Source organism: Priestia sp. D3YE.R1, assembly GCF_049199565.1.
Lineage (GTDB): Bacteria > Bacillota > Bacilli > Bacillales > Bacillaceae_H > Priestia > Priestia aryabhattai.
Window position 1 is genome coordinate 264,403 of sequence record NZ_JBLTHW010000001.1, and the last position, 23,168, is coordinate 287,570.

Sequence of the window (23,168 nt, forward strand, 5' to 3'; positions counted from 1 at the left end):
TTAAGTAGAAACAGGTGAACATTTTGAAAGTAGATTTATTTGATTTTCATTTACCAGAAGAATTGATTGCCCAAACGCCGCTTGAGCAGCGAGATGCGTCAAGACTCATGGTATTAAACAAAGAAACAGGAAGTGTGAAGCATCATATGTTTCATGACCTTCTTGATTATGTGCAAGAAGGAGATTGTTTAGTGTTAAACGACACGCGTGTTCTTCCTGCACGATTATTTGGGACAAAAGAAGATACAGGTGCTAATATTGAAGTATTGCTTTTAAAACAAACACAGGGCGATACGTGGGAGACGCTTGTAAAACCGGCTAAGCGAGTAAAAGAAGGCACGGTTATTTCGTTTGGTGACGGACGTCTGACAGCTGTATGTAAAGAAACGAGCGACCAAGGCGGACGTTTGCTAGAATTTAACTATGAAGGCATCTTTTATGAGGTTCTGGAACAGCTGGGAGAAATGCCGCTGCCGCCTTATATTAAAGAACGCTTGGATGATCAAGAGCGCTACCAAACGGTTTTTGCTCGCGAACAAGGTTCTGCAGCAGCGCCAACAGCAGGTCTTCACTTTACAGAAGAGATGCTTGAACAGTTAAAAGAAAAAGGTGTGCATATTGCATTTTTAACGCTTCATGTCGGATTGGGTACATTCCGTCCAGTCAGCGTTGACGACTTAGAAGAGCACGATATGCACTCAGAGTTTTATCAAGTGAGTGAAGGCACCGCTGCTTTACTAAACAGCGTACGTGAAAAAGGCGGTCGCATTATTTCAGTAGGCACAACTTCTACCCGTACCCTTGAAACGATTGCAACTGAGCATAACGGCAAATTTGTTGCTTCTTCAGGCTGGACCAATATTTTTATCTTCCCAGGGTATGAATTTAAAGCAATTGATGGAATGATTACAAATTTCCATCTTCCAAAATCTACGCTCATTATGCTTGTAAGTGCCTTAGCAGGAAGAGAAAACGTCATTTCTGCCTATGAACAAGCTGTAGCAGAGAAGTATCGTTTTTTCAGCTTCGGCGACGCGATGCTAATTTTGTAATTTAACATGAAAGGAATACATCAATGACAGCAATTCGTTACGAACATATAAAAACTTGTAAACAAACAGGAGCGCGTTTAGGGATTGTCCATACGCCTCACGGCTCATTTGAAACGCCTATTTTCATGCCAGTAGGCACATTAGCTACAGTAAAAACAATGTCTCCGGAAGATTTAAAAGCAATGGGGGCAGGCATTATTTTAAGTAATACGTATCATTTATGGCTTCGTCCAGGTCATGAAATTGTTAAAAAAGCGGGAGGCCTTCATAAATTTATGAACTGGGATCGTCCCATCTTAACGGATTCAGGCGGCTTCCAAGTTTTTAGCTTAAGTGATTTGCGCCGTATTGAAGAAGAAGGCGTTCATTTCCGCAACCATTTGAATGGAGACAAGCTTTTCTTATCTCCAGAAAAAGCGATGGACATCCAAAATGCGCTTGGGTCTGATATTATGATGGCATTTGATGAATGCCCACCTTATCCAGCAGAATATGACTACTTAAAACGTTCAGTTGAACGCACAAGCCGCTGGGCAGAGCGATGCCTTGAGGCTCACAGCCGCCCTCAAGACCAAGGTCTTTTTGGTATTGTTCAAGGCGGAGAGTTTGAAGATTTACGCCGCCAAAGTGCAGCTGATTTAGTTTCAATGGACTTCCCAGGTTATGCTGTGGGAGGGCTGTCAGTTGGAGAACCAAAAGATGTAATGAATCGTGTGCTTGAGTTTACGACGCCATATTTACCAACCGACAAACCACGTTATTTAATGGGAGTGGGATCACCTGACTCGTTAATTGATGGAGCGATTCGCGGAATCGATATGTTTGATTGCGTATTACCAACGCGTATTGCACGTAACGGAACGCTTATGACAAGCGAAGGTCGTCTTGTTGTTAAAAATGCAAAATATGCAGAAGACTTCGGTCCGATTGATCCAAATTGTGACTGCTACACGTGTCAAAATTATTCAAGAGCGTATATTCGCCACTTAATTCGCTGTAATGAAACGTTTGGAATTCGTTTAACATCTTACCATAACTTATATTTTCTGCTAAACTTAATGGAGCAAGTCCGTGAAGCCATTCGCGAAGACCGACTTGGCGATTTCCGCGATGAGTTCTTTGAAAAATATGGGTTTAACGGCCCGGACGCAAAGAATTTCTAGGTCACTACAGGAATTTTCATCAAATTTATGAATGAGTACCTGTTGATAATATAAATAAAAGGAGGAGTTTTCATGGGTGTTTTACAAAATATTTGGCCATTACTTTTAATGTTTGTCATTTTCTATTTCTTGTTAATCCGTCCACAGCAAAAACGTCAAAAAAACGTACAGCAAATGCAATCAGCACTTAAAAAAGGTGATAAGATTGTTACAATTGGCGGTATGCACGGTCTGGTAGAAGCAATCGATGAGTCACAAGTTGTGGTTCGCAGCACTGACGGTTCAAAATTAACGTTTGACCGCAATGCTATTCGTGAAGTAAGAAGCGTAGATTAATAAAAAAACGTCACGTACATGTACGTGACGTTTTTTTATGCTTCTCGTGAACCGGCAATGTTTACGCCAACAATTCCCCCGAGAATAGCGACTCCAATAAATCCAGCGTGAAATAAAAGCTGCTGTGCAGAAAACAGGTGACTATAGCCGAGGAATTGCAGCAAAAACATTAAAAAAGAATAAGAAATACCAGTGGCGCCTCCAACAAGAAGTCCCTTTGAACCGTTTCGTCCTCCTGCGATAAATCCTCCGATAAACAGTGTAATAAATGAGAGAATAAGTAAAAATAAACGTACGGACTGTTCTTCAAGCGATGTGAATTTTAAAATAAGCGAAAAGATAATGCTAATCGCTAAAGCCATCACTAAGATTGTTGCTACCCCTGCAAATACAGCGTTGCTCATTCGTTTTGCACCCAACTTGTTTCCCCCTCATGAAATAAAAAGATAGGTGAACCCTTAGTACGAGCATATTCGGGATGACTTCAAAATAGACGCATAAAAGTAAGGCTATTTTAAAATAAATGGTACAAACTACAAGGGAATACATAAAGGAGGTCTTTGCGGTGGAGTTGTTGATCATGGTTGCGCGAACCGTTCTTTTATATGTAGTAGTTTTAATTATTTTTCGCGTTATGGGCAAAAGGGAAATAGGGGAGCTGAGCATATTGGATTTAGTGGTCTTTATTATGATTGCTGAAATGGCAGTAATGGCTATTGAAAACCCAAAAGATCCTTTGCTGTATTCAATTCTTCCGATGTTAACGCTTCTTATTATTCAAATCGGCTTAGCTATATGGTCTCTTAAAAGCAATCGAATGCGAAATTTTATTGATGGCAAACCTAGTATTATCATTGAAAATGGAAAAATAAACGAACATGAAATGAAAAGGCAGCGATATAACTTCAATGACTTGCTCGTGCAGCTCCGTGATAAAAATATAAAAAATGTAGCTGATGTTGAATTCGCTATTTTAGAATCTTCAGGAAGGCTATCCGTGTTTGAAAAAGATCAGCAATCAGGTGAAAAAGGCAATTTGAATTTGCCTTTTATCATTGACGGCATTATTCAAGAAGAGCATCTGCTGCATGAACATAAAACGACGGAATGGTTAAGGACAGAGCTGGAAAAGCGAGGGTATTCAAACTTAGATAAGATTTCATATTGCAGCTACGACAACGGAAAATTTTTTATAGATTTGATAGATGTGAAACAATAAAACGCGGATTGCTCCGCGTTTTATTTTCGTTTAAAATAGCGTAAAACAGAAAAACGGTTTAATTCTTCTTTTGTTATCAGTCTAAAAAGCAGCAAAAACAGTACGTATACAAAGCTTGTCAGTGCAATTGATAAGACGGTTCGCAAACTCAAAGGGATGGAAGTGAAAAGCTTCATATAAGCGAAGTGTCCAATAAAACCTGATATGCCCATTACAGCAAAGCTGCGAAGATACTCAAACACATGAAGCTTATACGTGATTTTTTTCATAACCGTAGACAGGTGTAAAAGAGTGACAAGCATCATTCCCACAACAATTGCAAGACCAGCTCCCATAATGCCTAGATTGGGCTGAGTTGCGAGTAAGAAGATAAGAGATGTTTTGACCGCTGCTCCTATAAAACTGTTAATCATGGCGGCTTTTGCAAGGTCTAGCGCCTGCAGAACAGCTTGAAGCGGCCCTTGAAAGTAATAAAAGATAAAGAAAGGCGCCATGACTTTGACAAAAATAGCAGCTTTGTCAGAACCATACATCAATTCCATTACCGGATTAGCAAATACATAAAGAACAACAACGGCCAGTCCGCCTGTTACAAACGACAAGCGGAGAGCTTGATGAAGCCGATATTCGATTTGTTTCATTTGATTCTGTGCAAGAGATTCACTGATTGCGGGAACCAAAGAAGTAGATAGAGACACCGTTACAAAAGAAGGCAACATCAGGAGCGGGAGTGCAAAGCCTGTTAATTCTCCGTACTGCTTCGTTGCTACCGCTGTCGCTATTCCTGCGATTGCTAAACTTTGAGCCACTACAATCGGTTCTAAAAACCAAGAAATTGACCCAATCATGCGGCTTCCTGTCGTAGGAAGAGCGATTCGCATTAAGTCAAGGAACGTATCTTTGCCTGCATGTAAAGAAGCAAAAAATTTTCGTCTTACCGTTATTTTCTTCTTTCGCTTGAACATAAACATCATATAAAACAGTGAAGCTAGTTCTCCAAATACGGAAGAGAGCATAGCGCCAGCCGCAGCGTACTCGATTCCATAAGGCAAAAATGCTTTTGTACATACGGCAATTAACGTAATGCGCACCACTTGTTCGATAATTTGAGAATAAGCAGCAGGCTTCATTTGCTGCTTTCCTTGAAAATATCCGCGGATGACAGACGAGACGGCGATGATTGGAATAACTGGAATAATCGCAAGCAGCGGATAGATTGTACGTGAATCTGTAAAGAAGGTTTTTGCTACAACGGGAGCGAATAATATTAGTCCGAGCGTAAATAAAACGCTCAGCGTGCACGTAATACTTAAAGAGACGACAAGTATTTTTTTTATTTTATGCCTGTCACCTAAAGCTTCTGCTTCTGCCACTAACTTGGATATGGCAACCGGTAGCCCAAGCTGTGTTAAGGTGATTACTAATACCAGCGTGGGGACCGCCATCATATAAAGTCCCACACCTTCGTCTCCAATCATTCGAGCCACCACAATTCGATTGACAAACCCGAGTACACGTGTAATTAAGCCAGCAATTATTAAAATAATAGTTCCCTGTAAAAATTTAGACATATACTCACTGCTTTCTTGAGGTTTATACAGTGAATATATGCGCCGTCGGTGTCCAAGCATGACAAGTATTCCTCATACGAGAAAGAAATTTTACGCAAAATGTCAAACGGAAAGGAGGATCGATATGACACATCCATTTATTTCAGCTTCGAAAGAACTTATACAGCCTGTCGTATCCAGCAAAATGGAAGAATTTCATATGCTCGGATATGAAGAAGTAACGGAGAACGATTTATTGAGTTATTTGGAAATGAAAAAATGGAAAAAAGAAAAGGAGCTATCTCTCCACCAAGTTGTAAATGATATTTTATCTGTTAAGATCACGCAGGTGATGAGCTATGTAACAATTGAATCTTATAAATCTGATATGTTCTCAAGTGTTAATAATGGAGAAGACTGGAAAGAATTATTAAAGTAGAGTTTGTAAAATACATGTATTAAAATTTGATAAGGTCTTTATTTGACAGACATTAGGTTATGAATGATAATTAGATTGGTCATTTATCTATTGTTATCATTTCATGTTTTTTACATAAGAAGGAGGATTTTCTGTCGATGGTTAAAAGAGGACGTATCGTTGCCTTTTTCCTCTTAGTACTGCTTGTGTTTAGTACAATCGGAACAACGATGACTGGAATTACAAAAGATATTAAACTTGGCCTCGACCTTCAAGGTGGATTTGAAATTTTATATAAAGTCAGTCCAGCTAAAAAAGGCGATGTCATTGACAAAAAGGCACTTAACAGCACGGTTGAAGCGCTGCGTCAACGTGTCGATGTACTGGGAGTTAGTGAGCCCAGCATTCAAATTGAAGGAAACGACCGCATCCGCGTTCAGCTAGCTGGTGTCACGAATCAAAAGCAAGCCAGGGATTTGTTATCAACTCAAGCAAACTTAACGTTCCGTGACGTGAACGATAAGGTGCTGATGGATGGTACAGACTTAGCGCAAGGCGGAGCAAAGCAATCGTTTGACCAAAGCAATCAGCCTAGCGTCTCACTAAAGTTAAAAAATGCGAAAAAATTTGAAAAGATCACGCGAGAGCTTTCTCAAAAACCAGCACCTAACAATTTAATTGTCATTTGGCTGGATTATGAAGAAGGAAAAGACTCGTACCAAAAAGAATCAGCAAAACAAAATCCGAAGTATCTGTCTGCAGCCTCTGTTAGCAGCGTGTTAACGCAGCCAGATGTTGAAATTTCAGGTGGAAACTTCACAGTGAAAAGTGCAACGCAGCTGGCGGAATTGCTAAATGCCGGGTCGCTGCCAGTTAAATTAGATGAGCTATACTCTACATCCGTTGGAGCGCAGTTTGGGGAAGAAGCTCTTCACACGACTATATTAGCGGGTATTATCGGGATTGGGGTTATCTTCCTTTATATGCTGTTTTTCTACCGTATACCGGGGCTTATTGCCATTATTACACTCAGCTTCTACGTGTATTTAAACCTGCTTGTATTTGACTTGATGCATGTGGTTATGACCCTTCCAGGTATTGCGGCTCTTATTCTCGGTGTAGGTATGGCAGTCGATGCGAATATCATTACGTACGAGCGGATTAAAGATGAACTGAAAACAGGAAGGTCTGTTATATCGGCCTACCGGGCAGGAAATCGTCGCTCACTTGCGACCATTTTTGATGCCAATATTACAACGATGTTAGCGGCTCTTGTATTATTCTTTTATGGTCAAAGTTCAGTAAAAGGATTTGCAACAACATTAATGATCGGAATTGTGCTAAGTTTTATTACGGCCGTATACGGTACGCGATTATTAATGAGCCTTTTAGTAAACAGCCGCTGGTTTGATAAAAAACCAGGCTACTTTGGCGTGAAGAAAGAGCAAATTCACGATTTAAGCAAAGATGACGGCACAACCGTTTTACCTACAGCGTGGGATAAAATTGACTTTGTTAAATACCGTAAAGCGTTCTTCACATTCTCAAGCGTGCTGGTCATTATCGGTATTATTTCGGTTGCTGTGTTCAAGCTGAATCTTGGTATTGACTTTACGAGCGGAACTCGCATAGAAATTCCGGCAAATCATACCGTTACGCAGGCTGAGATACAGCGTGAAATGAAGTCTCTTGATATCAAAACGGATGATGTAGTTATTACAGGGAAAAGTAATGATACAGGTGTTGTACGTGTAGTTGGAGTCTTGGATAAAAAAGAAATTGCTAATTTGAAAGATCACTTTAAAGACAAGTACGGTTCTGAACCAAATGTAAGCACCGTTTCGCCCACAGTAGGAAAAGAACTGGCGAAAAATGCAATGATGGCGATTTTAATTGCTTCAATTGGAATTATCATCTATGTAACGATTCGATTTGAATTTTATATGGCTCTTGCAGCCGTACTTGCTTTGTTACATGATGCGTTCTTTATCGTTACGGTCTTCAGCTTAACGAAATTAGAAGTGGATTTAACGTTTATCGCCGCTGTCTTGACGATTGTTGGTTACTCGATTAACGATACGATCGTTACGTTTGACCGCATTCGTGAAAATATGCAGAAATTTAAATCCAAAACGTTTGACGATTTGGCGTTTATCGTAAATTTAAGCTTGCGTGAAACGTTTACTCGTTCAATGAACACCGTGTTAACAGTTGTGATTGCAGTTGTAGCACTTCTTCTATTCGGAAGTGAATCGATTCAAAACTTCTCAATTGCCCTGTTAGTAGGTTTAATTCTTGGTGCATATTCATCTGTGTTTATTGCTGCTCAGCTATGGCTTGTGTGGAAAGGGAAACAGTTGAAGCGCGAGCAACAAAAAGAAGTAGAAAGCAAGTAATTCAAAAACGTGCGAAGTTTTCGCACGTTTTTTTGTGTGTGAAAATTCAAGACCCACTGTCAGAAAAATATGCTTATTTTCTTTCGTTGCTCCATTTCATCCACTCTAGTATAATAATGTGGGTTAAGGGGTGAAGAGACATGTTACAGTCAAAAAAACGTTGGAATGTTCAAGAATGTGATGAACAACTTGTTAATGAATTTGTAGAAAACCTCAATATTACACCTCTAGTAGCTTCGTTATTACTTAATAGAGGCATGACAACAGTAGAAGCGGCACGTGAGTTTTTACACGTTGATGCACAAACGTTCCACGATCCGTTTTTATTGCACGATATGGACAAAGCGGTAGCTCGTATTCAGCAAGCAATTGATCATAATGAAAAAATTATGATCTATGGAGATTACGATGCGGACGGCGTCAGCAGTACATCTGTTATGTTATCTGCTTTACAGCAGCTCGGCGCTGATACTGATTTTTATATTCCTAATCGCTTTACAGAAGGTTATGGGCCGAATAAGGCAGCATTTGATAAAATAAACGCAGGCGGCTATCAGCTGGTGATTACGGTAGACACAGGTATTTCGGCAGTCGAAGAAACGGCGTATGCACGTGAATTAGATTTTGATTTAATTATTACGGATCACCACGAGCCGGGTCCGGTTTTACCAGATGCGTATGCAATTATTCATCCAAAGCTGCCGGGAAGTACATATCCATTTAAAGAACTGGCAGGTGTAGGAGTGGCTTTTAAACTTGCTCATGCGCTGTTAGGGGAGCTTCCGGAACATTTGTTAGAACTAGCAGTGATTGGGACGATTGCTGACTTAGTTCCTTTAGTCGACGAAAACCGCTTAATTGCTCGCAAAGGTCTTGACTATCTCAAGCTCACGAAGCGCACTGGAATTGAAGCGCTGCTGAGCGTATGTGGAGTAAAACGCGAAGAAATTACTGAAGATACAATTGGATTTGCTATGGCTCCTCGCATTAATGCAGTAGGACGTCTTCAAGATGCTGATCCAGCTGTTCACTTGCTTATGACAACAAATGTTGAAGAAGCAAAAGGTTTAGCTAAAGAAATTGATGCGTTAAACAAGGAAAGGCAGCAAATCGTAAACGATATTACGGAAGAAGCTGTTGAATTTGTTGAAAATATGTATCCTCCGGATGAAAACAGCGTTCTTATTGTAGAGGGAGAAGGATGGAATGCAGGCGTTGTTGGAATTGTCGCTTCTAGGCTCGTAGAAAAGTTCTACAGACCAACAATTGTACTAAGTATTGACTCTGAAAACCGTATTGCCAAAGGTTCAGCAAGAAGTATCGAAGGCTTTGACCTATTCGCGAACTTATCTAAATGCCGTGACATTTTGCCGCATTTTGGAGGACATCCAATGGCAGCCGGCATGACGTTAAACAGCGATGATGTAGAAGAGCTGCGCACACGTCTTAATGAACAAGCAAGCAACGTGTTAACCGAACAGGATTTTATTCCAATTACATCAGTTGATACAGTATGCACAACAGAGGAAATTACGCTGGAGAACATTGAACAAATGAGTGCGCTTGCTCCATTTGGTATGCATAACCCGAAGCCAAAAGTTCTCATTAAAGATGTTCATACAACATCTATGCGGAAAATTGGTGCTAATAAAAATCATTTAAAACTCGTATTTGAAGACAGCGGTGTATCGGTTGATGCAGTAGGATTTGGGTTAGGCTATATATTAGATGAAGTATCTCCTATAGCTAAGGTATCATTAGTAGGTGAACTATCTATTAATGAGTGGAACAATATGCGCAAACCGCAGCTGATGGTAGAAGATATCTCTGTAGACGAGTGGCAGATGTTTGATTATCGCAGTGCGGTTGATGTCAAACGTTTCTTTGAGCAGGTATTCACGGATCAAATGAAAGTTGTTGCTTTTCACGATTCAACAATTGATAAATACAAGTCGCTGCTGCCGATGGAGCATGTTGTTCTTATTCAAAATGAAGAACAGGCAAAAGCATGTATGTTTGCAGGGGAACAGATCGTTTTATTAGATTTGCCTCCTTCACAGAAGTGGCTTGAAGCTTTGTTTGTCCAAGGTATTCCTTCTAGAATATACGCTATTTTCTTAACGGAAGAAGACCATTATTTTGATACAATCCCAACTCGTGATCACTTTAAATGGTTTTACGGCTTTTTAGCGAAAAAGGGTCCTTTTGATTTAAAACGCTACAAAGAAGATTTAGCGATTCATAAGGGCTGGTCGAAAGAAACGATTGATTTTATGGCAAAGGTGTTTTTTGAGTTAGAATTTGTTACAATAAACAATGGCTTAATTTCGTTAGTGAAAAATTCTGCGAAACGTGATTTAATAGAATCTGCGACTTATCGCCAAAAGCAGCAGCAGATTGAAATAGAAAAAAACTTTATTTATACGTCATATGTACAGCTTAAAAATCAATTTCAAGATATTTTTAAGCGTTCGATTGAATGAGGAGGCAACATTAGAATGAATTTTAAAGATTATATTACAATTGTACCTGACTGGCCAAAACCAGGTATTACATTTAAAGATATCTCAACATTAATGGATAACGGTGACGCATACCGTGCTGCAACGGATGAGATTGTAAAATATGCCAATGATAAACAAGTTGATATTATCGTAGGACCGGAAGCTCGCGGATTTATCGTTGGTTGTCCAGTAGCATATGCGCTAGGTATTGGCTTTGCACCTGTTCGTAAAGAAGGAAAATTACCGCGTGAAGTAATCAAAGTAGATTATGGTTTAGAATACGGTAAAGACGTATTAACGATTCATAAAGATGCAATTAAGCCAGGTCAGCGCGTGTTGATTACAGATGATTTATTAGCAACAGGCGGTACAATTGAAGCGACAATTAAGCTTGTCGAAGAATTAGGCGGAATTGTTGTTGGAGCTGCGTTCTTAATTGAACTTTCTTACCTTGACGGCCGTGACAAACTAGACGGTTACGATGTATTCACATTAATGACGTATTAAGACGAACGATCACATAAAAAAGAGTACCTGATACAGGTGCTCTTTTTTCGTTAAAAAACGTTAATACGTAAAATGGAAATGATGTAAATTTCATAAATTAGACGCAAAGGCTTTACATCCTTGGATTTTTTCAAGATAATAGTTACAATATGAATTAAAAATGCTAGTTGATAAAAGGTGATTTCATGGCAAATGAGCAAGTCCTAACAGCGGAACAGGTCATTGACAATACGAAGCGATATTTAAATGAAGAAGACGTGGCTTTTGTACAAACAGCATATGATTTTGCAAAAGAAGCTCACAAAGAACAATATCGCAAGTCGGGTGAACCATATATTATCCACCCGATTCAAGTCGCAGGAATTTTAGTTGATCTAGATATGGATCCAGCAACAATTGCAGCTGGATTTCTACATGATGTGGTTGAAGATACAGAGATAACACTAAAGGATTTAGAAAAAGCTTTTAACGAAGAAGTAGCAATGCTCGTAGACGGTGTAACAAAACTTGGGAAAATTAAATATAAGTCTAAAGAAGAGCAGCAGGCTGAAAATCACCGCAAGATGTTTGTGGCAATGGCTCAAGATATTCGAGTCATACTGATCAAACTTGCGGATCGTCTTCATAACATGCGTACGCTAAAGCATTTACCACAGGAAAAGCAGCGACGCATTTCAAATGAAACGCTTGAAATTTTTGCTCCTCTTGCTCATCGTCTTGGTATTTCAAAAATTAAGTGGGAGCTTGAAGATACAGCTTTACGTTACTTAAATCCTCAGCAATATTATCGCATTGTCAATTTGATGAAGAAAAAGCGTGCGGAACGCGAGCAATATTTGGCTGAAGTTATTGATGAAGTTCGTGAGCAGGTAGATGAAGTGTCGATTAAAGTTGAAATTTCAGGACGTCCAAAACATATTTATTCCATTTATCGTAAAATGGCACTGCAAAACAAGCAGTTTAATGAAATTTACGATTTACTAGCTGTGCGCATTATTGTAAATAGCATTAAAGACTGCTATGCGGTGTTAGGGATTATTCACACGTGCTGGAAGCCAATGCCAGGACGTTTCAAAGATTATATTGCGATGCCAAAACAAAATATGTACCAGTCTCTTCATACGACGGTTATCGGGCCAAAAGGTGATCCGTTAGAAGTTCAAATTCGAACATTTGACATGCACCAAATTGCTGAGTATGGAATTGCTGCTCACTGGGCTTACAAAGAGGGAAAAACAGCTGAGCATGCTTCATTTGAAGAAAAGTTAACGTGGTTTAGAGAAATTTTAGAATTTCAAAATGATGCAAACGATGCAGAAGAGTTTATGGAATCTCTAAAAGTTGATTTGTTTTCTGACATGGTTTACATTTTTACGCCAAAAGGCGACGTCATTGAGCTTCCTTCAGGTTCTGTTCCAATTGATTTTTCCTATCGTATTCATTCTGAAATCGGAAACAAAACCATTGGAGCAAAAGTCAACGGCAAGATGGTGACGCTTGATTACCGTTTGAAAACGGGGGACATTATCGAAATTTTGACGTCTAAGCATTCGTATGGTCCAAGCAAGGACTGGTTAAAGCTTGCTCAAACGTCTCAAGCTAAAAATAAAATTCGCCAATTCTTTAAAAAGCAAAGCCGCGATGAAAATATTGAAAAAGGCAAAGAGCTGGTTGAAAAAGAAATTCGTCAAATGGAGTTTGACTTAAAAGAAGTATTAACAGCTGATAATATCAAACGAGTAGCGGAGAAGTTTAATTTCTCAAATGAAGATGATATGTATGCAGCTATTGGATATAACGGATTAACTGCCGCTCAAGTAGCTAATCGTTTAACCGAGAAGTGGAGAAAGCAGCGCGATCAAGAACAAGAGATCCAAATTGATGATATTGCACGCGACACTGCAGCTAAGCGTGTTCGCCAGCATAAACGAAAAGATTCCGGGGTTATCGTACCGGGTGTAGATAATATGCTGATTCGCTTGTCTAAGTGCTGTAATCCAGTTCCTGGAGATGAGATTGTTGGATTTATTACAAAGGGGCGAGGAGTATCTGTTCATAGAGCAGATTGTTTAAACGTTCACACAGATGATGCTGAAAGCCGTCTTATTCCTGTAGAGTGGGAAACACATATTAAAGAAGGCAAAGAGTTTAACGTGGAAATTGAAATTTCGGGCTACGACCGTCGAGGCTTACTAAATGAAGTTCTGCAGGTTGTTAATGAGACTAAAACGAATATTTCAGCCGTTTCAGGAAAATCGGACCGAAACAAAATGGCTACGATTCATATGTCAATTTCTATCCATAACATCAGTCATCTTCATAAAGTGGTCGAGCGCATTAAGCAGCTTCGAGACATTTATTCTGTGCGTCGAATTATGCATTAAGAAAGGTCGTTATACATGAGAGTAGTCGTACAAAGAGCAAAGAATGCAAAAGTAACTGTTGCAGGCGAGACGGTCGGTGAGATTAAGCACGGATACATGCTTTTAGTGGGCATTACCCATGACGATACTGAAGCTGATGCAGAGTATGTAGCGGATAAAATTGTGAATTTGCGAGTGTTTGATGATGAGTCTGGCAAAATGAATTTGTCGCTTCTAGATGTAGAAGGAGAAATTTTATCGGTATCTCAATTTACGCTGTACGGAGATTGCCGAAAAGGCAGAAGACCAAACTTTATGGGAGCTGCTAGGCCAGATCATGCTACAATGATTTACAACTATTTTAATAAAGTATTATCAGAAAAAAATATTCGAGTAGAAACGGGCGCATTTGGTGAAATGATGGACGTATCATTTACAAATGACGGACCGGTCACACTTATTGTAGAAAGCAAAGAAAAAACGCAGGCTCACAGATGAGTCTGCGTTTTTTCTTTGTTTTGAAAGTAGTGATTTAATCCTTCAGCGATAGCGGACGTAATCATTTGCTGATAACTGATGGAATTAATATACGTTTCTTCCCGTTCGTTGCTTAAAAAGCCCAGTTCAATTAAAGTACTCGGACGTGTATTTTCGCGAAGAACATAATAGTTTCCAAATCGTTCTCCTTTGTCTTTCAATTTTGCATGTTCAATGAGTGACTGATGAATAGAATGTGTGAGTGGACTGTCCTGATGCTGATGGTAATAATACGTCATAAGGCCAGTTAGCTGTGAGCTGTTTGTACTGTTGTAGTGAATGCTTATAAAAGCATCTGCTTTAGTCGATTGCAGCGTGCGCTGTGAAAGTAGAAGGTACTCATCACGGCTGCGGGTTAAAATGACGTGTGCGCCTTCTTTTTGAAGTTTGTCTTGTAAAATAAGCGCTGTTCGGAGAGTGAGGTCTTTTTCATATGTGCCCTGTGTCCCGATGGCTCCTTTATCTTTTCCTCCATGGCCTGCATCAATAATAATGGTTTTGCTCTTTAGATGCTGCAAACTTTTACTCAGCGTATAAACAGGCTGGCGCTGCGCTACTTGCATGCTAGGCTGAACGCTGCGGAGCGCTACTGTTTTCGTGAATTTTTTAAACACCCAGCCTTGAATGTTCGAGCTTTCTACATAATACCAATCTCCTTGACGGTCTGAAACGGATAGTCTCGTATTCTTCGTCAATTTATTTGTAATTGAAAATGAACGTCCTGGACCGCTGCGTACATGAAGAGAGTCAGCTGTTACAACAATGGGGTGATGCACCGGTATGTTTGGGCGCTCAAATGAGGAAGAGCACAGTAACAAAAGGATACTTGCAGCCAAAACAGATACAGACTTCATGTTTAGATGGCGAATAGATAGACCTCCTTTTTATAACCAAATAGAGTATTCGATGAAAATAAAAAAAATCCTTTCTCTTATGTAAAAACATCTTTTTTGGGAAATGCTAATAAAAGGATAAGTAAGTGTATGCAGGGAGGAAGAAACAATGAAGTTTAGTGAAAAAGGTGAACAATCATTTCAGCAGGCAAATCCGGTATTCGGCATTCATTTTCATGATTTTATTGATAGAGAAAGTGAAGCTTCATCCCTTGAATTGGCTTCTGAATTTGGTTTAACGCTTCGAGATATTCAGAAACTAAGAAAACAATTAGACCGCTCTTAACATGAAAGGTGCTTGACAACTGCTCATTTCATTCGTAATATAGAAAGCAATTGCTAAATTAAAATGAATGTATAACATTTTTATATTGATAAGCCAAAGATCGAGAAAAGTAGTAAAGATGACACGTGGCTAGAGAGGAAATGTCTTAGGCTGAAAGCATTTCTACATGATGACTTTATGAAAGAACACTCAGGAGGCTTCACTCTGAAAAGGGAAACTTAGTAGGAGATGAACGTGTTCGTGCGTTAACGAAATGAGTGGAAACATGTCATATGTTTCAATTAGGGTGGTACCACGTGAGATTAACTCTCGTCCCTACTATGGAAAAATAGTAGAGGCGAGAGTTTTTTGTATTGTAAATTTTAAATATAGGAGGCATATCACGTTATGTCAGTTCAAATACCTAGAGGCACACAAGATATTTTACCGGGCAAAGTAGAATATTGGCAGTTTGTTGAACAGCGAGCAAGAGAAATCTGCCGTGCGTTCAACTACCAAGAAATTCGTACACCAATGTTTGAACACACTGAATTATTTTTGCGCGGAGTGGGAGAAACAACGGATATCGTACAAAAAGAAATGTACACATTTAAAGATCGAGGTGACCGCAGCTTAACGCTTCGTCCAGAAGGAACAGCTGCAGTTGGACGATCATTTGTTTCAAATAAAATGTTTGGAAATCCAACGCAGCCAACAAAGCTGTTTTATATCGGTCCTATGTTTCGCTATGAACGACCTCAAGCGGGACGTTTCCGTCAATTCGTTCAGTTTGGCGTAGAAGCATTAGGGGTAAACGATCCAGCTATCGATGCTGAAGTTCTTGCCCTGTTAATGAGCTTTTACCAATCGCTTGGATTGAAAAAATTAAAGCTGGTTGTTAACAGTTTAGGAGATACGGAAAGTCGTCAAGCTCACCGTCAAGCGCTTATCGATCACTTTGCACCTCGCATCGGAGAGTTTTGCAGCGACTGTCAAAGCCGATTGGAGAAAAACCCTCTTCGTATTTTAGACTGTAAAAAAGATCGTGACCATGAACTGATGGCTACAGCGCCGTCTATTCTTGATTATTTAAACGACTATTCAAAAGAATATTTTGAAAAAGTACAGCAGTACTTAAGTGATTTAGACATTGACTATGTTGTAGATCCGACGCTAGTCCGCGGGTTAGATTATTATAATCACACAGCGTTTGAACTAATGAGTGAAGCAGAAGGGTTTGGCGCCATTACAACTCTTTGCGGCGGAGGCCGTTATAATGGGCTGATTCAAGAAATCGGCGGACCTGAAACACCGGGTATCGGATTCGCTTTAAGTATTGAACGCTTATTATCTGCATTGGAAGCAGAAGGAATTGAGCTTCCGGTAGAAACAGACGTAGATTGCTATGTAGTGACAATGGGCGATGAAGCGAAAGAAAAATCCGTTTCAATTGTAAATACGCTTCGACGTGCAGGCTTTGTAGCCGATAAAGATTACCAAGATAAAAAAATGAAAGCTCAGTTCAAAGCAGCGGATCGTGTACAAGCAAAATTTGTTGTTGTTCTAGGTGAAGATGAGCTAGCAAAACAAGTTGTAAACGTAAAGAATATGGAATCTGGCGAACAGCAAGAAGTATCAATTGATCAATTGGTCAGCTATTTGCAAGAACAAGTATAAGGGGGAACCATGATGACAAAACGTTCATACTACTGTGGAGATGTAACAGAACAAGCAACTGGCGAAACAGTTCTATTAAAAGGATGGGTTCAAAAACGCCGTGATTTAGGGGGATTAATCTTTATTGATTTACGCGACCGCGGCGGAGTTGTACAAGTTGTATTTAATCCTGAAAAATCTGCTGAAGCTCTAAAAATTGCTGAAGATGTACGTAATGAATTCGTACTGGAAGTGCAAGGAACTGTTGTAGCTCGTGAAGAGGGAACCGTTAACCCGAACTTAAAAACAGGTAAAATTGAAGTTCATGCTGAGCAGATTACGGTGTTAAACAAAGCGAAAACACCTCCTTTTGCCATTGCGGATCAAACGGAAGTATCAGAAGATGTTCGATTAAAATATCGTTATTTAGACCTTCGACGTTCTGAGATGTTTAACACGCTTAAAATGCGCAATGACATTACAAAAACAATTCGTGATTTCTTAGATCAAAATGACTTTTTAGATGTTGAAACACCTATTTTAACGAAAAGTACGCCAGAAGGCGCACGTGATTATCTTGTGCCAAGCCGCGTGCACGAAGGGGAGTTTTATGCTCTTCCTCAATCACCGCAAATCTTTAAGCAGCTGCTAATGGTAAGCGGAGTTGAGCGTTATTATCAAATTGCTCGCTGTTTCCGTGATGAGGACTTGCGTGCAGATCGTCAGCCTGAATTTACTCAAATCGATATTGAAACATCATTTTTATCTCAAGAGGACATCATGACAATGACGGAAGAAATGATGTCTAAAGTAATGAAGCGCGTAAAGGACTTAGATGTAACGACGCCTTTCCCGCGCATGTCATATGATGAAGCGATGAGCCGCTACGGTTCAGATAAGCCGGATACACGTTTTGAAATGGAGCTAGTTAACTTATCAGAGCTTGTGAAAGACTGCGGGTTCAAAGTATTTAGCGCAGCAGTTGAAAACGGCGGAGAAGTAAAAGCGATTAACGTAAAAGGTGCCGCTTCTAGCTATTCACGTAAAGATATCGATGCTCTAACAGAGTTCGTGAAAATTTACGGTGCTAAAGGGTTAGCATGGCTGAAAGTTGAAGCAGACGGCTTAAAAGGACCGATTGCAAAATTCTTCAACGAAGATGAGCAAAAGCAATTTGCTGAAGCTCTTCAAACGGAAGAAGGAGATTTACTTTTATTTGTAGCTGATAAAAAGTCAGTTGTAGCAGATGCACTTGGCGCTCTTCGTCTAAAGCTTGCAAAAGAACAAGGGATTATTGATGAAACGAAATTTAACTTCCTATGGGTAACAGATTGGCCTCTTCTTGAGCATGACGAAGAAGACAACCGTTACTACGCGGCTCATCATCCATTCACAATGCCAGTTCGTGAAGATTTACCAATGTTAGAAAGCGATCCTGGACAAGTCCGTGCACAAGCATATGACTTAGTATTGAATGGTTACGAACTTGGCGGAGGATCTTTACGTATTTATGAGCGTGATATTCAAGAAAAAATGTTTAAAACGCTTGGATTTACATTAGAAGAAGCATATGAGCAGTTCGGTTTCTTACTTGAAGCATTTGAATACGGTACTCCTCCTCACGGCGGAATTGCGTTAGGTCTTGACCGTTTGGTTATGCTTTTAGCAGGACGCACAAACTTGCGCGATACAATTGCCTTCCCTAAAACAGCGAGTGCAAGCTGTCTATTAACGAACGCACCTGGTGAAGTAAGTGAAGCGCAATTAAATGAGCTGCATTTGCAGGTAAAAAAGCAAAAAACAGAAGCGTAATCGATTGAACTGTCTGTTAAATCGAGCCTGTCACTTGAAGACGACAGGCTCGATTTTTTTGTTTTACTTATTAATTGCAAAGTGATTTTTTCTGTGATAAGATACTTTCAAGAACTAAATAGTCCTGATGTGTTCGTCCTTAATCCAGTTTTGACCGAACAATTTTTTGCTTGGGAGCTCGGAGTTTTTAACGAGCGTACATGCCTCATCTCGAGGACTTACAATGGTTAAAGCAGAGCACCCACCTGCCGAGAGCGGGTTCAAAACGAAGGCACTCGAGACGGCACGATCGGGACTAGCATACATATAAGAAATCCTCTATGTAATGATTTGCATAGAGTTTTTTTATGGAGAAATAACGAATGCTGATGTTCGTTTTGCTAAAAATATGATATAGTCAATTTCGTTGTTTATTTGAATTAATCATACACGTTGGTGTATTTAATAGAGGAGTGTTTTAACATGTTGCATCAGTTTTCGCGTAATGAACTGGCGATAGGAAAAGAAGGGCTAGCTACTTTAAAAGGCAGCACAGTTGCTATTTTAGGGATAGGAGGAGTAGGGTCATTTTCTGCTGAAGCTTTGGCTCGCTCAGGAGTAGGGCGTTTAATTCTTGTAGATAAAGACGATGTTGATATTACAAATGTCAACCGTCAAATTCACGCGCTGCTTTCTACGGTAGGACAGCCTAAGACAGAATTAATGAAACAGCGTATTTTAGACATTAATCCAGACTGTGACGTCGTTTCTTTGCAAATGTTTTATACAGAAGAAACGTATGAAGAGTTCTTTAGCTATAAACCGGACTTCGTAGTGGATGCATCTGATACCATTTCGTATAAAATTCACTTAATGAAAGAATGTCTAAAACGTGATATCCCGATCATTTCAAGTATGGGTGCTGCCAATAAAATGGACCCAACACGTTTTAAAATTGCAGACATTTCAAAGACGCATACAGATCCGATTGCAAAAGTTGTGCGTACTCGTCTGCGTAAAGAAGGAATTCGCAAAGGAATTAACGTCGTTTTTTCTGATGAACGTCCAATCGTTATTCGCGAAGAAGTTCGCAAAGAAGTAGGAAATGATCAAGCGCAAATTCGCAAAGCGAAAATGCCTCCATCTTCTAATGCTTTTGTTCCATCTGTAGCAGGCTTAATTATGGGCGGTCATGTTATTAATGAATTATTAAGTGATATTAAGATTCGCCGCGTAGGTGATGAATAAAAAGAAGGCTATCGCAGCCTTCTTTTTTTTATGGAAATATCTCTTCTGTTTATGCTTTGGATGGAATCTTCTGTACGATATGTATAAAAAGTACTAATGTTTTGAAAAATATGGATTGATGATGAATTTACACTGTATTAAAAAAAGAGATTTATGTAAATTTATTTAACGCTCTATTTACATAAAATTTACGTTTCCGCTTTCTTTCTTTTGGATATTCTACAGTAATATTCAGAAAGCCTTATATACCAAGGGTTTTGATAGAAACAAGAAAAAATAAGCCCCAAATAAGTAAGTTTACAGTAACTTAAAATTCACTTCATATAAAGACAACAATCTACTCGTATAATGTGTCTTGTACCTGTTGTTCGAGTACAAAGGACTAGTACTAATTACACATACATTTATTGGAGGGTAATGCAATGAAAACAAAGGGTTTTAAAGTAACATTAGCAGCTTTTTTAATGGTAGGAGCACTAGCAGCATGTGGTAAAGAGGGAGCAAGCAACGACAGTGGTTCAGGCAGCAAAGAAGAAGTGTCAGGTACGTTAACAGCGGCGGGATCTACAGCTTTACAACCACTTGCAGAAGAAGCAGCGAATGGAATTACTGAAAAATATCCAAACCTTTCAGTAACGGTACAAGGTGGAGGTAGTGGAACTGGTGTCAACCAAGTAGCATCAGGAGCAGTTGACATTGGAAACTCTGACGTTCCAGCAGCCGATAAAATCGAAGATAAATCAAAAGCAGATAAACTTGTCGATACGAAAGTAGCGGGCATTGGGTTCGCACTTGTTGTAAATAAAGATGTAAAAGTAGAATCGTTAACAAAAGAGCAAATTCAAAAGATTTTCTCTGGCGAAATTAAAAACTGGAAAGAAGTTGGCGGAAACGACGAAAAAATTAACGTAATCAACCGTCCGGCATCATCTGGTACACGTGCTACATTTGAGAAAACATTAATGGGTGACGCAAAAGTAAATGACAGCGTTGGTACAGCTCAAGATTCAAACGGAGCGGTTGAGCAATCAGTAAACTCAACGCCAGGAGCAGTAAGTTACCTTGCTATGTCGTATTTAATTGGCGATAAAAAAGAAAGTTTAAAAATGCTTAATATTGATGGTGTGGAGCCAACAACAGAAAACATTGTTTCTAAAAAATATCCGTTCTGGTCTTATGAGTACATGATTACAAACGGTGAGCCAAAAGATGGTGCAAAAGAGTACATTGACTACGTAGCTGGTAAAGACTTTGCTAAGCAAGTAGAAGATATGGGATATATCCCAATGACTGAGTTCAAAAAATAAGAATGTTTTAAAAAAGAATAGGGCTGACTAACACAGTCAGTCTTATTCTATTTGAATGTTAATAAAGTATATAGCGAATAAAAAGAAAAGCGAATATATACTGAATATGTAAGGAGACAGAGCGATGAAGGGGAAAAAATCCATTAATTATGTAAAAAGCGAATACATTGGCCGTACGCTTTCTACATTTTGCGGTATTTTAATTGTACTTGTTACGTTAGCTATTATCGTATTTATTTGTGAAAAAGGCATACAGTCATTTTTACAAAGTAATATATCAATCGGTGAAATGTTGACTTCAACAAAATGGAGCCCAAACAATAAAGAATACGGGGCACTTGTGTTTATTCTAGGTTCCATGCTTGTATCAATCGGAGCTGTTATTATAAGCGCTCCAATTGGAATTGCTATTGCCATTTTTAACAACTATATTTCGCCTAAATTTGGTTCAACGGTTTTGCGACCGGTGTTAGAGCTTTTAGTCGGAGTTCCTTCAGTGGTATACGGTCTTTTAGGGGTTACCATTTTAGTGCCGCTTCTTCGCGATAACTTCGGCGGAGTGGGCTTTAGTTTGATTGCCGGAATTATTGTCTTAAGCGTCATGATTCTTCCGACAATTGCAAGTATTGCTGACGATGCAATTCGAAGCGTAGCACCTGAATATTTAGAAGCTTCTTATGGATTAGGTTCAACAAGATGGCAGGCCATTAGCCGAGTGATTATTCCATCTGCTAAAACAGGTATTTTAACAGGCATCGTGTTAGGGCTTGCCCGCGCATTCGGAGAAGCGCTAGCTGTTCAAATGGTTATCGGAAACACGGTTAAGCTTCCTGAAAGCTTATATAGCCCAACGGCAACATTAACAGGTATTTTAACAATGGATATGTCTAATACGTTAAACGGAACGGCATGGAATAACGCATTGTGGACGTTAGCCATGATTTTACTGCTTATTTCTTTCGTGTTCATTTTAATTATCCGAGCAATTGGGAAACGAGGTGCTCATCAATGAAAAACAAAAATGCACGCACAGTAAATAATATATGGACAGGTATTTTTTATGGCATTGCCGCTCTAGTTGTGGCGCTATTAGTGTATTTAGTTGTTGAAATTATCGCCAAGGGCTGGGGATTTTGGGATCCGAACTTTTTATTTGGAAAGCCAAGCAATACGATGGCAGGAGGCGGTATCGGACCACAGCTGTTTAACTCGTTTTACATGCTTGTTTTAACGCTGATCATTTCTATTCCTCTTGGGTTAGGAGCCGGAATTTACTTAGCGGAGTACGCGAAGCAAGGTCGTTTCCTAAATTTCGTCCGCTTATGTATTGAGACAATGGCGTCATTACCGTCCATTGTAGTTGGTTTATTTGGATTATTAATTTTCGTCACATTTTCAGGCTGGGGCTATACGCTTATCGGCGGAGCACTTGTGATTACAATTTTAAATTTACCCGGTTTAACGCGCGTATGTGAAAGTGCGATTGCATCTGTTCCTGCGAGTGTAAAAGAAGCGAGTTTAGGTTTGGGTGCAACTAAATGGCAAACAATTGTCAAAGTAGTGATTCCATCAGCGATTCAACAAATTATCACGGGCGTTATTTTAACAGCGGGACGAATCTTTGGAGAGGCAGCTGCGCTGATTTATACAGCTGGCTTAACGACGCCGATGTTAAATTCAAATGCCGACTTAACGAGTCCTGTAAACCCGTTTAATATTTTTCGACCAGCGGAGACGCTTGCCGTCCACATTTGGAAATTAAACTCTGAAGGAATTGTACCTGATGCGAGATTGATTGCAACAAAGTCAGCTGCTATTCTAATCATTATGGTTCTGTTGTTTAACATAGTCGCTCGTTTAGTAGCAAAACTTTTAGACAGCTACTTTAAAGGTTCAACAAAAACGAAAAAACGAAAAGACGTTAAAAGTGCAGCTTAATAGATAAAGAAAAAAAGAAAATGGC

General features: G+C 39.5%; 20 protein-coding genes, 1 other RNA gene and 1 other annotated feature. Of the genes, 18 read left to right on the plus strand and 3 right to left on the minus strand.

Going from position 1 to position 23,168, the window contains the following annotated elements:
- The first annotated feature begins 23 nt into the window (after positions 1 to 23).
- The 3 genes from queA to yajC all read left to right on the plus strand — a co-directional run bounded on the left by queA (position 24) and on the right by yajC (position 2,551).
- Positions 24 to 1,052: a tRNA preQ1(34) S-adenosylmethionine ribosyltransferase-isomerase QueA gene (gene queA / locus ACOZIR_RS01340; protein ID WP_013059318.1), complete on the plus strand. Its 1,029-nt coding sequence runs from the start codon at positions 24 to 26 to the stop codon at positions 1,050 to 1,052.
- A gap of 23 nt (positions 1,053 to 1,075) precedes the next feature.
- A complete protein-coding gene (gene tgt / locus ACOZIR_RS01345) occupies positions 1,076 to 2,215 on the plus strand; it encodes a tRNA guanosine(34) transglycosylase Tgt (RefSeq protein WP_013059317.1) in 1,140 nt (379 codons plus the stop codon).
- A gap of 72 nt (positions 2,216 to 2,287) precedes the next feature.
- Positions 2,288 to 2,551: a preprotein translocase subunit YajC gene (gene yajC / locus ACOZIR_RS01350; protein WP_028411695.1), complete on the plus strand. Its 264-nt coding sequence runs from the start codon at positions 2,288 to 2,290 to the stop codon at positions 2,549 to 2,551.
- Positions 2,552 to 2,586: 35 nt separating this feature from the next.
- Here the strand turns inward: yajC and ACOZIR_RS01355 are convergent, their stop codons facing one another.
- Positions 2,587 to 2,970 carry a TIGR04086 family membrane protein gene (locus ACOZIR_RS01355; protein ID WP_014458132.1) on the minus strand — a complete coding sequence of 128 codons (384 nt, stop codon included), beginning with the start codon at positions 2,968 to 2,970 and terminating at the stop codon, positions 2,587 to 2,589.
- 146 nt (positions 2,971 to 3,116) lie between these two features.
- On the opposite strand from ACOZIR_RS01355, the gene ACOZIR_RS01360 reads away from it, so the two are divergent.
- Positions 3,117 to 3,770: a DUF421 domain-containing protein gene (locus ACOZIR_RS01360; RefSeq protein ID WP_421535496.1), complete on the plus strand. Its 654-nt coding sequence runs from the start codon at positions 3,117 to 3,119 to the stop codon at positions 3,768 to 3,770.
- Between the two features lie 20 nt (positions 3,771 to 3,790).
- Here the strand turns inward: ACOZIR_RS01360 and spoVB are convergent, their stop codons facing one another.
- Positions 3,791 to 5,401 (minus strand): stage V sporulation protein B, encoded by a 1,611-nt coding sequence (spoVB, locus tag ACOZIR_RS01365; protein WP_080890171.1) that lies wholly within the window; start codon positions 5,399 to 5,401, stop codon positions 3,791 to 3,793.
- 64 nt (positions 5,402 to 5,465) lie between these two features.
- On the opposite strand from spoVB, the gene ACOZIR_RS01370 reads away from it, so the two are divergent.
- The 6 genes from ACOZIR_RS01370 to dtd all read left to right on the plus strand — a co-directional run bounded on the left by ACOZIR_RS01370 (position 5,466) and on the right by dtd (position 14,006).
- Positions 5,466 to 5,759, plus strand: coding sequence for a post-transcriptional regulator (locus tag ACOZIR_RS01370; protein ID WP_028411692.1), 294 nt, complete (start codon positions 5,466 to 5,468; stop codon positions 5,757 to 5,759).
- Between the two features lie 137 nt (positions 5,760 to 5,896).
- Entirely contained in the window at positions 5,897 to 8,134 is a 2,238-nt protein-coding gene (secDF, locus tag ACOZIR_RS01375; protein ID WP_045292136.1) for a protein translocase subunit SecDF, read from the plus strand.
- Between the two features lie 140 nt (positions 8,135 to 8,274).
- A complete protein-coding gene (gene recJ / locus ACOZIR_RS01380; RefSeq protein ID WP_310878299.1) occupies positions 8,275 to 10,617 on the plus strand; it encodes a single-stranded-DNA-specific exonuclease RecJ in 2,343 nt (780 codons plus the stop codon).
- Between the two features lie 15 nt (positions 10,618 to 10,632).
- Positions 10,633 to 11,145, plus strand: a complete 513-nt coding sequence (locus tag ACOZIR_RS01385; protein WP_013059309.1) for an adenine phosphoribosyltransferase — start codon at positions 10,633 to 10,635, stop codon at positions 11,143 to 11,145.
- 185 nt (positions 11,146 to 11,330) lie between these two features.
- Positions 11,331 to 13,529 (plus strand): RelA/SpoT family protein, encoded by a 2,199-nt coding sequence (locus tag ACOZIR_RS01390; RefSeq protein ID WP_045292132.1) that lies wholly within the window; start codon positions 11,331 to 11,333, stop codon positions 13,527 to 13,529.
- Positions 13,530 to 13,544: 15 nt separating this feature from the next.
- Positions 13,545 to 14,006, plus strand: coding sequence for a D-aminoacyl-tRNA deacylase (gene dtd / locus ACOZIR_RS01395; RefSeq protein WP_328120114.1), 462 nt, complete (start codon positions 13,545 to 13,547; stop codon positions 14,004 to 14,006).
- On the opposite strand, the gene ACOZIR_RS01400 is transcribed toward dtd, so the two are convergent.
- Positions 13,997 to 14,881 (minus strand): N-acetylmuramoyl-L-alanine amidase, encoded by an 885-nt coding sequence (locus ACOZIR_RS01400; protein WP_237758444.1) that lies wholly within the window; start codon positions 14,879 to 14,881, stop codon positions 13,997 to 13,999. The two genes, dtd and ACOZIR_RS01400, sit on opposite strands and share 10 nt — an antisense overlap.
- Before the next feature lie 166 nt (positions 14,882 to 15,047).
- Between ACOZIR_RS01400 and ACOZIR_RS01405 the strand changes: the two genes are divergently transcribed.
- The 8 genes from ACOZIR_RS01405 to pstA all read left to right on the plus strand — a co-directional run bounded on the left by ACOZIR_RS01405 (position 15,048) and on the right by pstA (position 23,143).
- Complete coding sequence (locus ACOZIR_RS01405; RefSeq protein WP_035335109.1) at positions 15,048 to 15,224, plus strand: hypothetical protein; 177 nt, start codon at positions 15,048 to 15,050, stop codon at positions 15,222 to 15,224.
- An 87-nt stretch (positions 15,225 to 15,311) separates the two neighbouring features.
- Positions 15,312 to 15,544: a binding site (T-box leader), on the plus strand.
- A gap of 67 nt (positions 15,545 to 15,611) precedes the next feature.
- Positions 15,612 to 16,880 carry a histidine--tRNA ligase gene (hisS, locus tag ACOZIR_RS01410; protein WP_421535497.1) on the plus strand — a complete coding sequence of 423 codons (1,269 nt, stop codon included), beginning with the start codon at positions 15,612 to 15,614 and terminating at the stop codon, positions 16,878 to 16,880.
- Between the two features lie 12 nt (positions 16,881 to 16,892).
- Positions 16,893 to 18,671, plus strand: a complete 1,779-nt coding sequence (gene aspS, locus ACOZIR_RS01415; RefSeq protein ID WP_045292125.1) for an aspartate--tRNA ligase — start codon at positions 16,893 to 16,895, stop codon at positions 18,669 to 18,671.
- A gap of 118 nt (positions 18,672 to 18,789) precedes the next feature.
- A non-coding RNA gene (gene ssrS / locus ACOZIR_RS01420) (6S RNA) lies at positions 18,790 to 18,971 on the plus strand.
- A 162-nt stretch (positions 18,972 to 19,133) separates the two neighbouring features.
- Positions 19,134 to 19,898: a tRNA threonylcarbamoyladenosine dehydratase gene (locus ACOZIR_RS01425; RefSeq protein WP_025750578.1), complete on the plus strand. Its 765-nt coding sequence runs from the start codon at positions 19,134 to 19,136 to the stop codon at positions 19,896 to 19,898.
- 422 nt (positions 19,899 to 20,320) lie between these two features.
- Positions 20,321 to 21,205, plus strand: a complete 885-nt coding sequence (locus tag ACOZIR_RS01430) for a phosphate ABC transporter substrate-binding protein PstS family protein (protein WP_016765625.1) — start codon at positions 20,321 to 20,323, stop codon at positions 21,203 to 21,205.
- 124 nt (positions 21,206 to 21,329) lie between these two features.
- A complete protein-coding gene (pstC, locus tag ACOZIR_RS01435; RefSeq protein ID WP_013059300.1) occupies positions 21,330 to 22,217 on the plus strand; it encodes a phosphate ABC transporter permease subunit PstC in 888 nt (295 codons plus the stop codon).
- Positions 22,214 to 23,143: a phosphate ABC transporter permease PstA gene (gene pstA, locus ACOZIR_RS01440; RefSeq protein ID WP_045292121.1), complete on the plus strand. Its 930-nt coding sequence runs from the start codon at positions 22,214 to 22,216 to the stop codon at positions 23,141 to 23,143. Before pstC ends, pstA begins: the two co-directional genes overlap by 4 nt.
- Positions 23,144 to 23,168 lie beyond the last annotated feature (25 nt).

Bases quoted from the DNA above. Each gene is read 5' to 3' on its own strand.
- ACOZIR_RS01390 (WP_045292132.1), top strand. From the start codon at position 11,331: ATGGCAAATGAGCAAGTCCTAACAGCGGAACAGGTCATTGACAATACG.
- tgt (WP_013059317.1), top strand. From the start codon at position 1,076: ATGACAGCAATTCGTTACGAACATATAAAAACTTGTAAACAAACAGGA.
- secDF (WP_045292136.1), top strand. From the start codon at position 5,897: ATGGTTAAAAGAGGACGTATCGTTGCCTTTTTCCTCTTAGTACTGCTT.
- aspS (WP_045292125.1), top strand. From the start codon at position 16,893: ATGACAAAACGTTCATACTACTGTGGAGATGTAACAGAACAAGCAACT.
- ACOZIR_RS01370 (WP_028411692.1), top strand. From the start codon at position 5,466: ATGACACATCCATTTATTTCAGCTTCGAAAGAACTTATACAGCCTGTC.
- hisS (WP_421535497.1), top strand. From the start codon at position 15,612: ATGTCAGTTCAAATACCTAGAGGCACACAAGATATTTTACCGGGCAAA.
- ACOZIR_RS01405 (WP_035335109.1), top strand. From the start codon at position 15,048: ATGAAGTTTAGTGAAAAAGGTGAACAATCATTTCAGCAGGCAAATCCG.
- yajC (WP_028411695.1), top strand. From the start codon at position 2,288: ATGGGTGTTTTACAAAATATTTGGCCATTACTTTTAATGTTTGTCATT.
- pstC (WP_013059300.1), top strand. From the start codon at position 21,330: ATGAAGGGGAAAAAATCCATTAATTATGTAAAAAGCGAATACATTGGC.
- ACOZIR_RS01430 (WP_016765625.1), top strand. From the start codon at position 20,321: ATGAAAACAAAGGGTTTTAAAGTAACATTAGCAGCTTTTTTAATGGTA.
- dtd (WP_328120114.1), top strand. From the start codon at position 13,545: ATGAGAGTAGTCGTACAAAGAGCAAAGAATGCAAAAGTAACTGTTGCA.
- spoVB (WP_080890171.1), bottom strand. From the start codon at position 5,401: ATGCTTGGACACCGACGGCGCATATATTCACTGTATAAACCTCAAGAA.
- pstA (WP_045292121.1), top strand. From the start codon at position 22,214: ATGAAAAACAAAAATGCACGCACAGTAAATAATATATGGACAGGTATT.
- ACOZIR_RS01425 (WP_025750578.1), top strand. From the start codon at position 19,134: ATGTTGCATCAGTTTTCGCGTAATGAACTGGCGATAGGAAAAGAAGGG.
- recJ (WP_310878299.1), top strand. From the start codon at position 8,275: ATGTTACAGTCAAAAAAACGTTGGAATGTTCAAGAATGTGATGAACAA.
- ACOZIR_RS01385 (WP_013059309.1), top strand. From the start codon at position 10,633: ATGAATTTTAAAGATTATATTACAATTGTACCTGACTGGCCAAAACCA.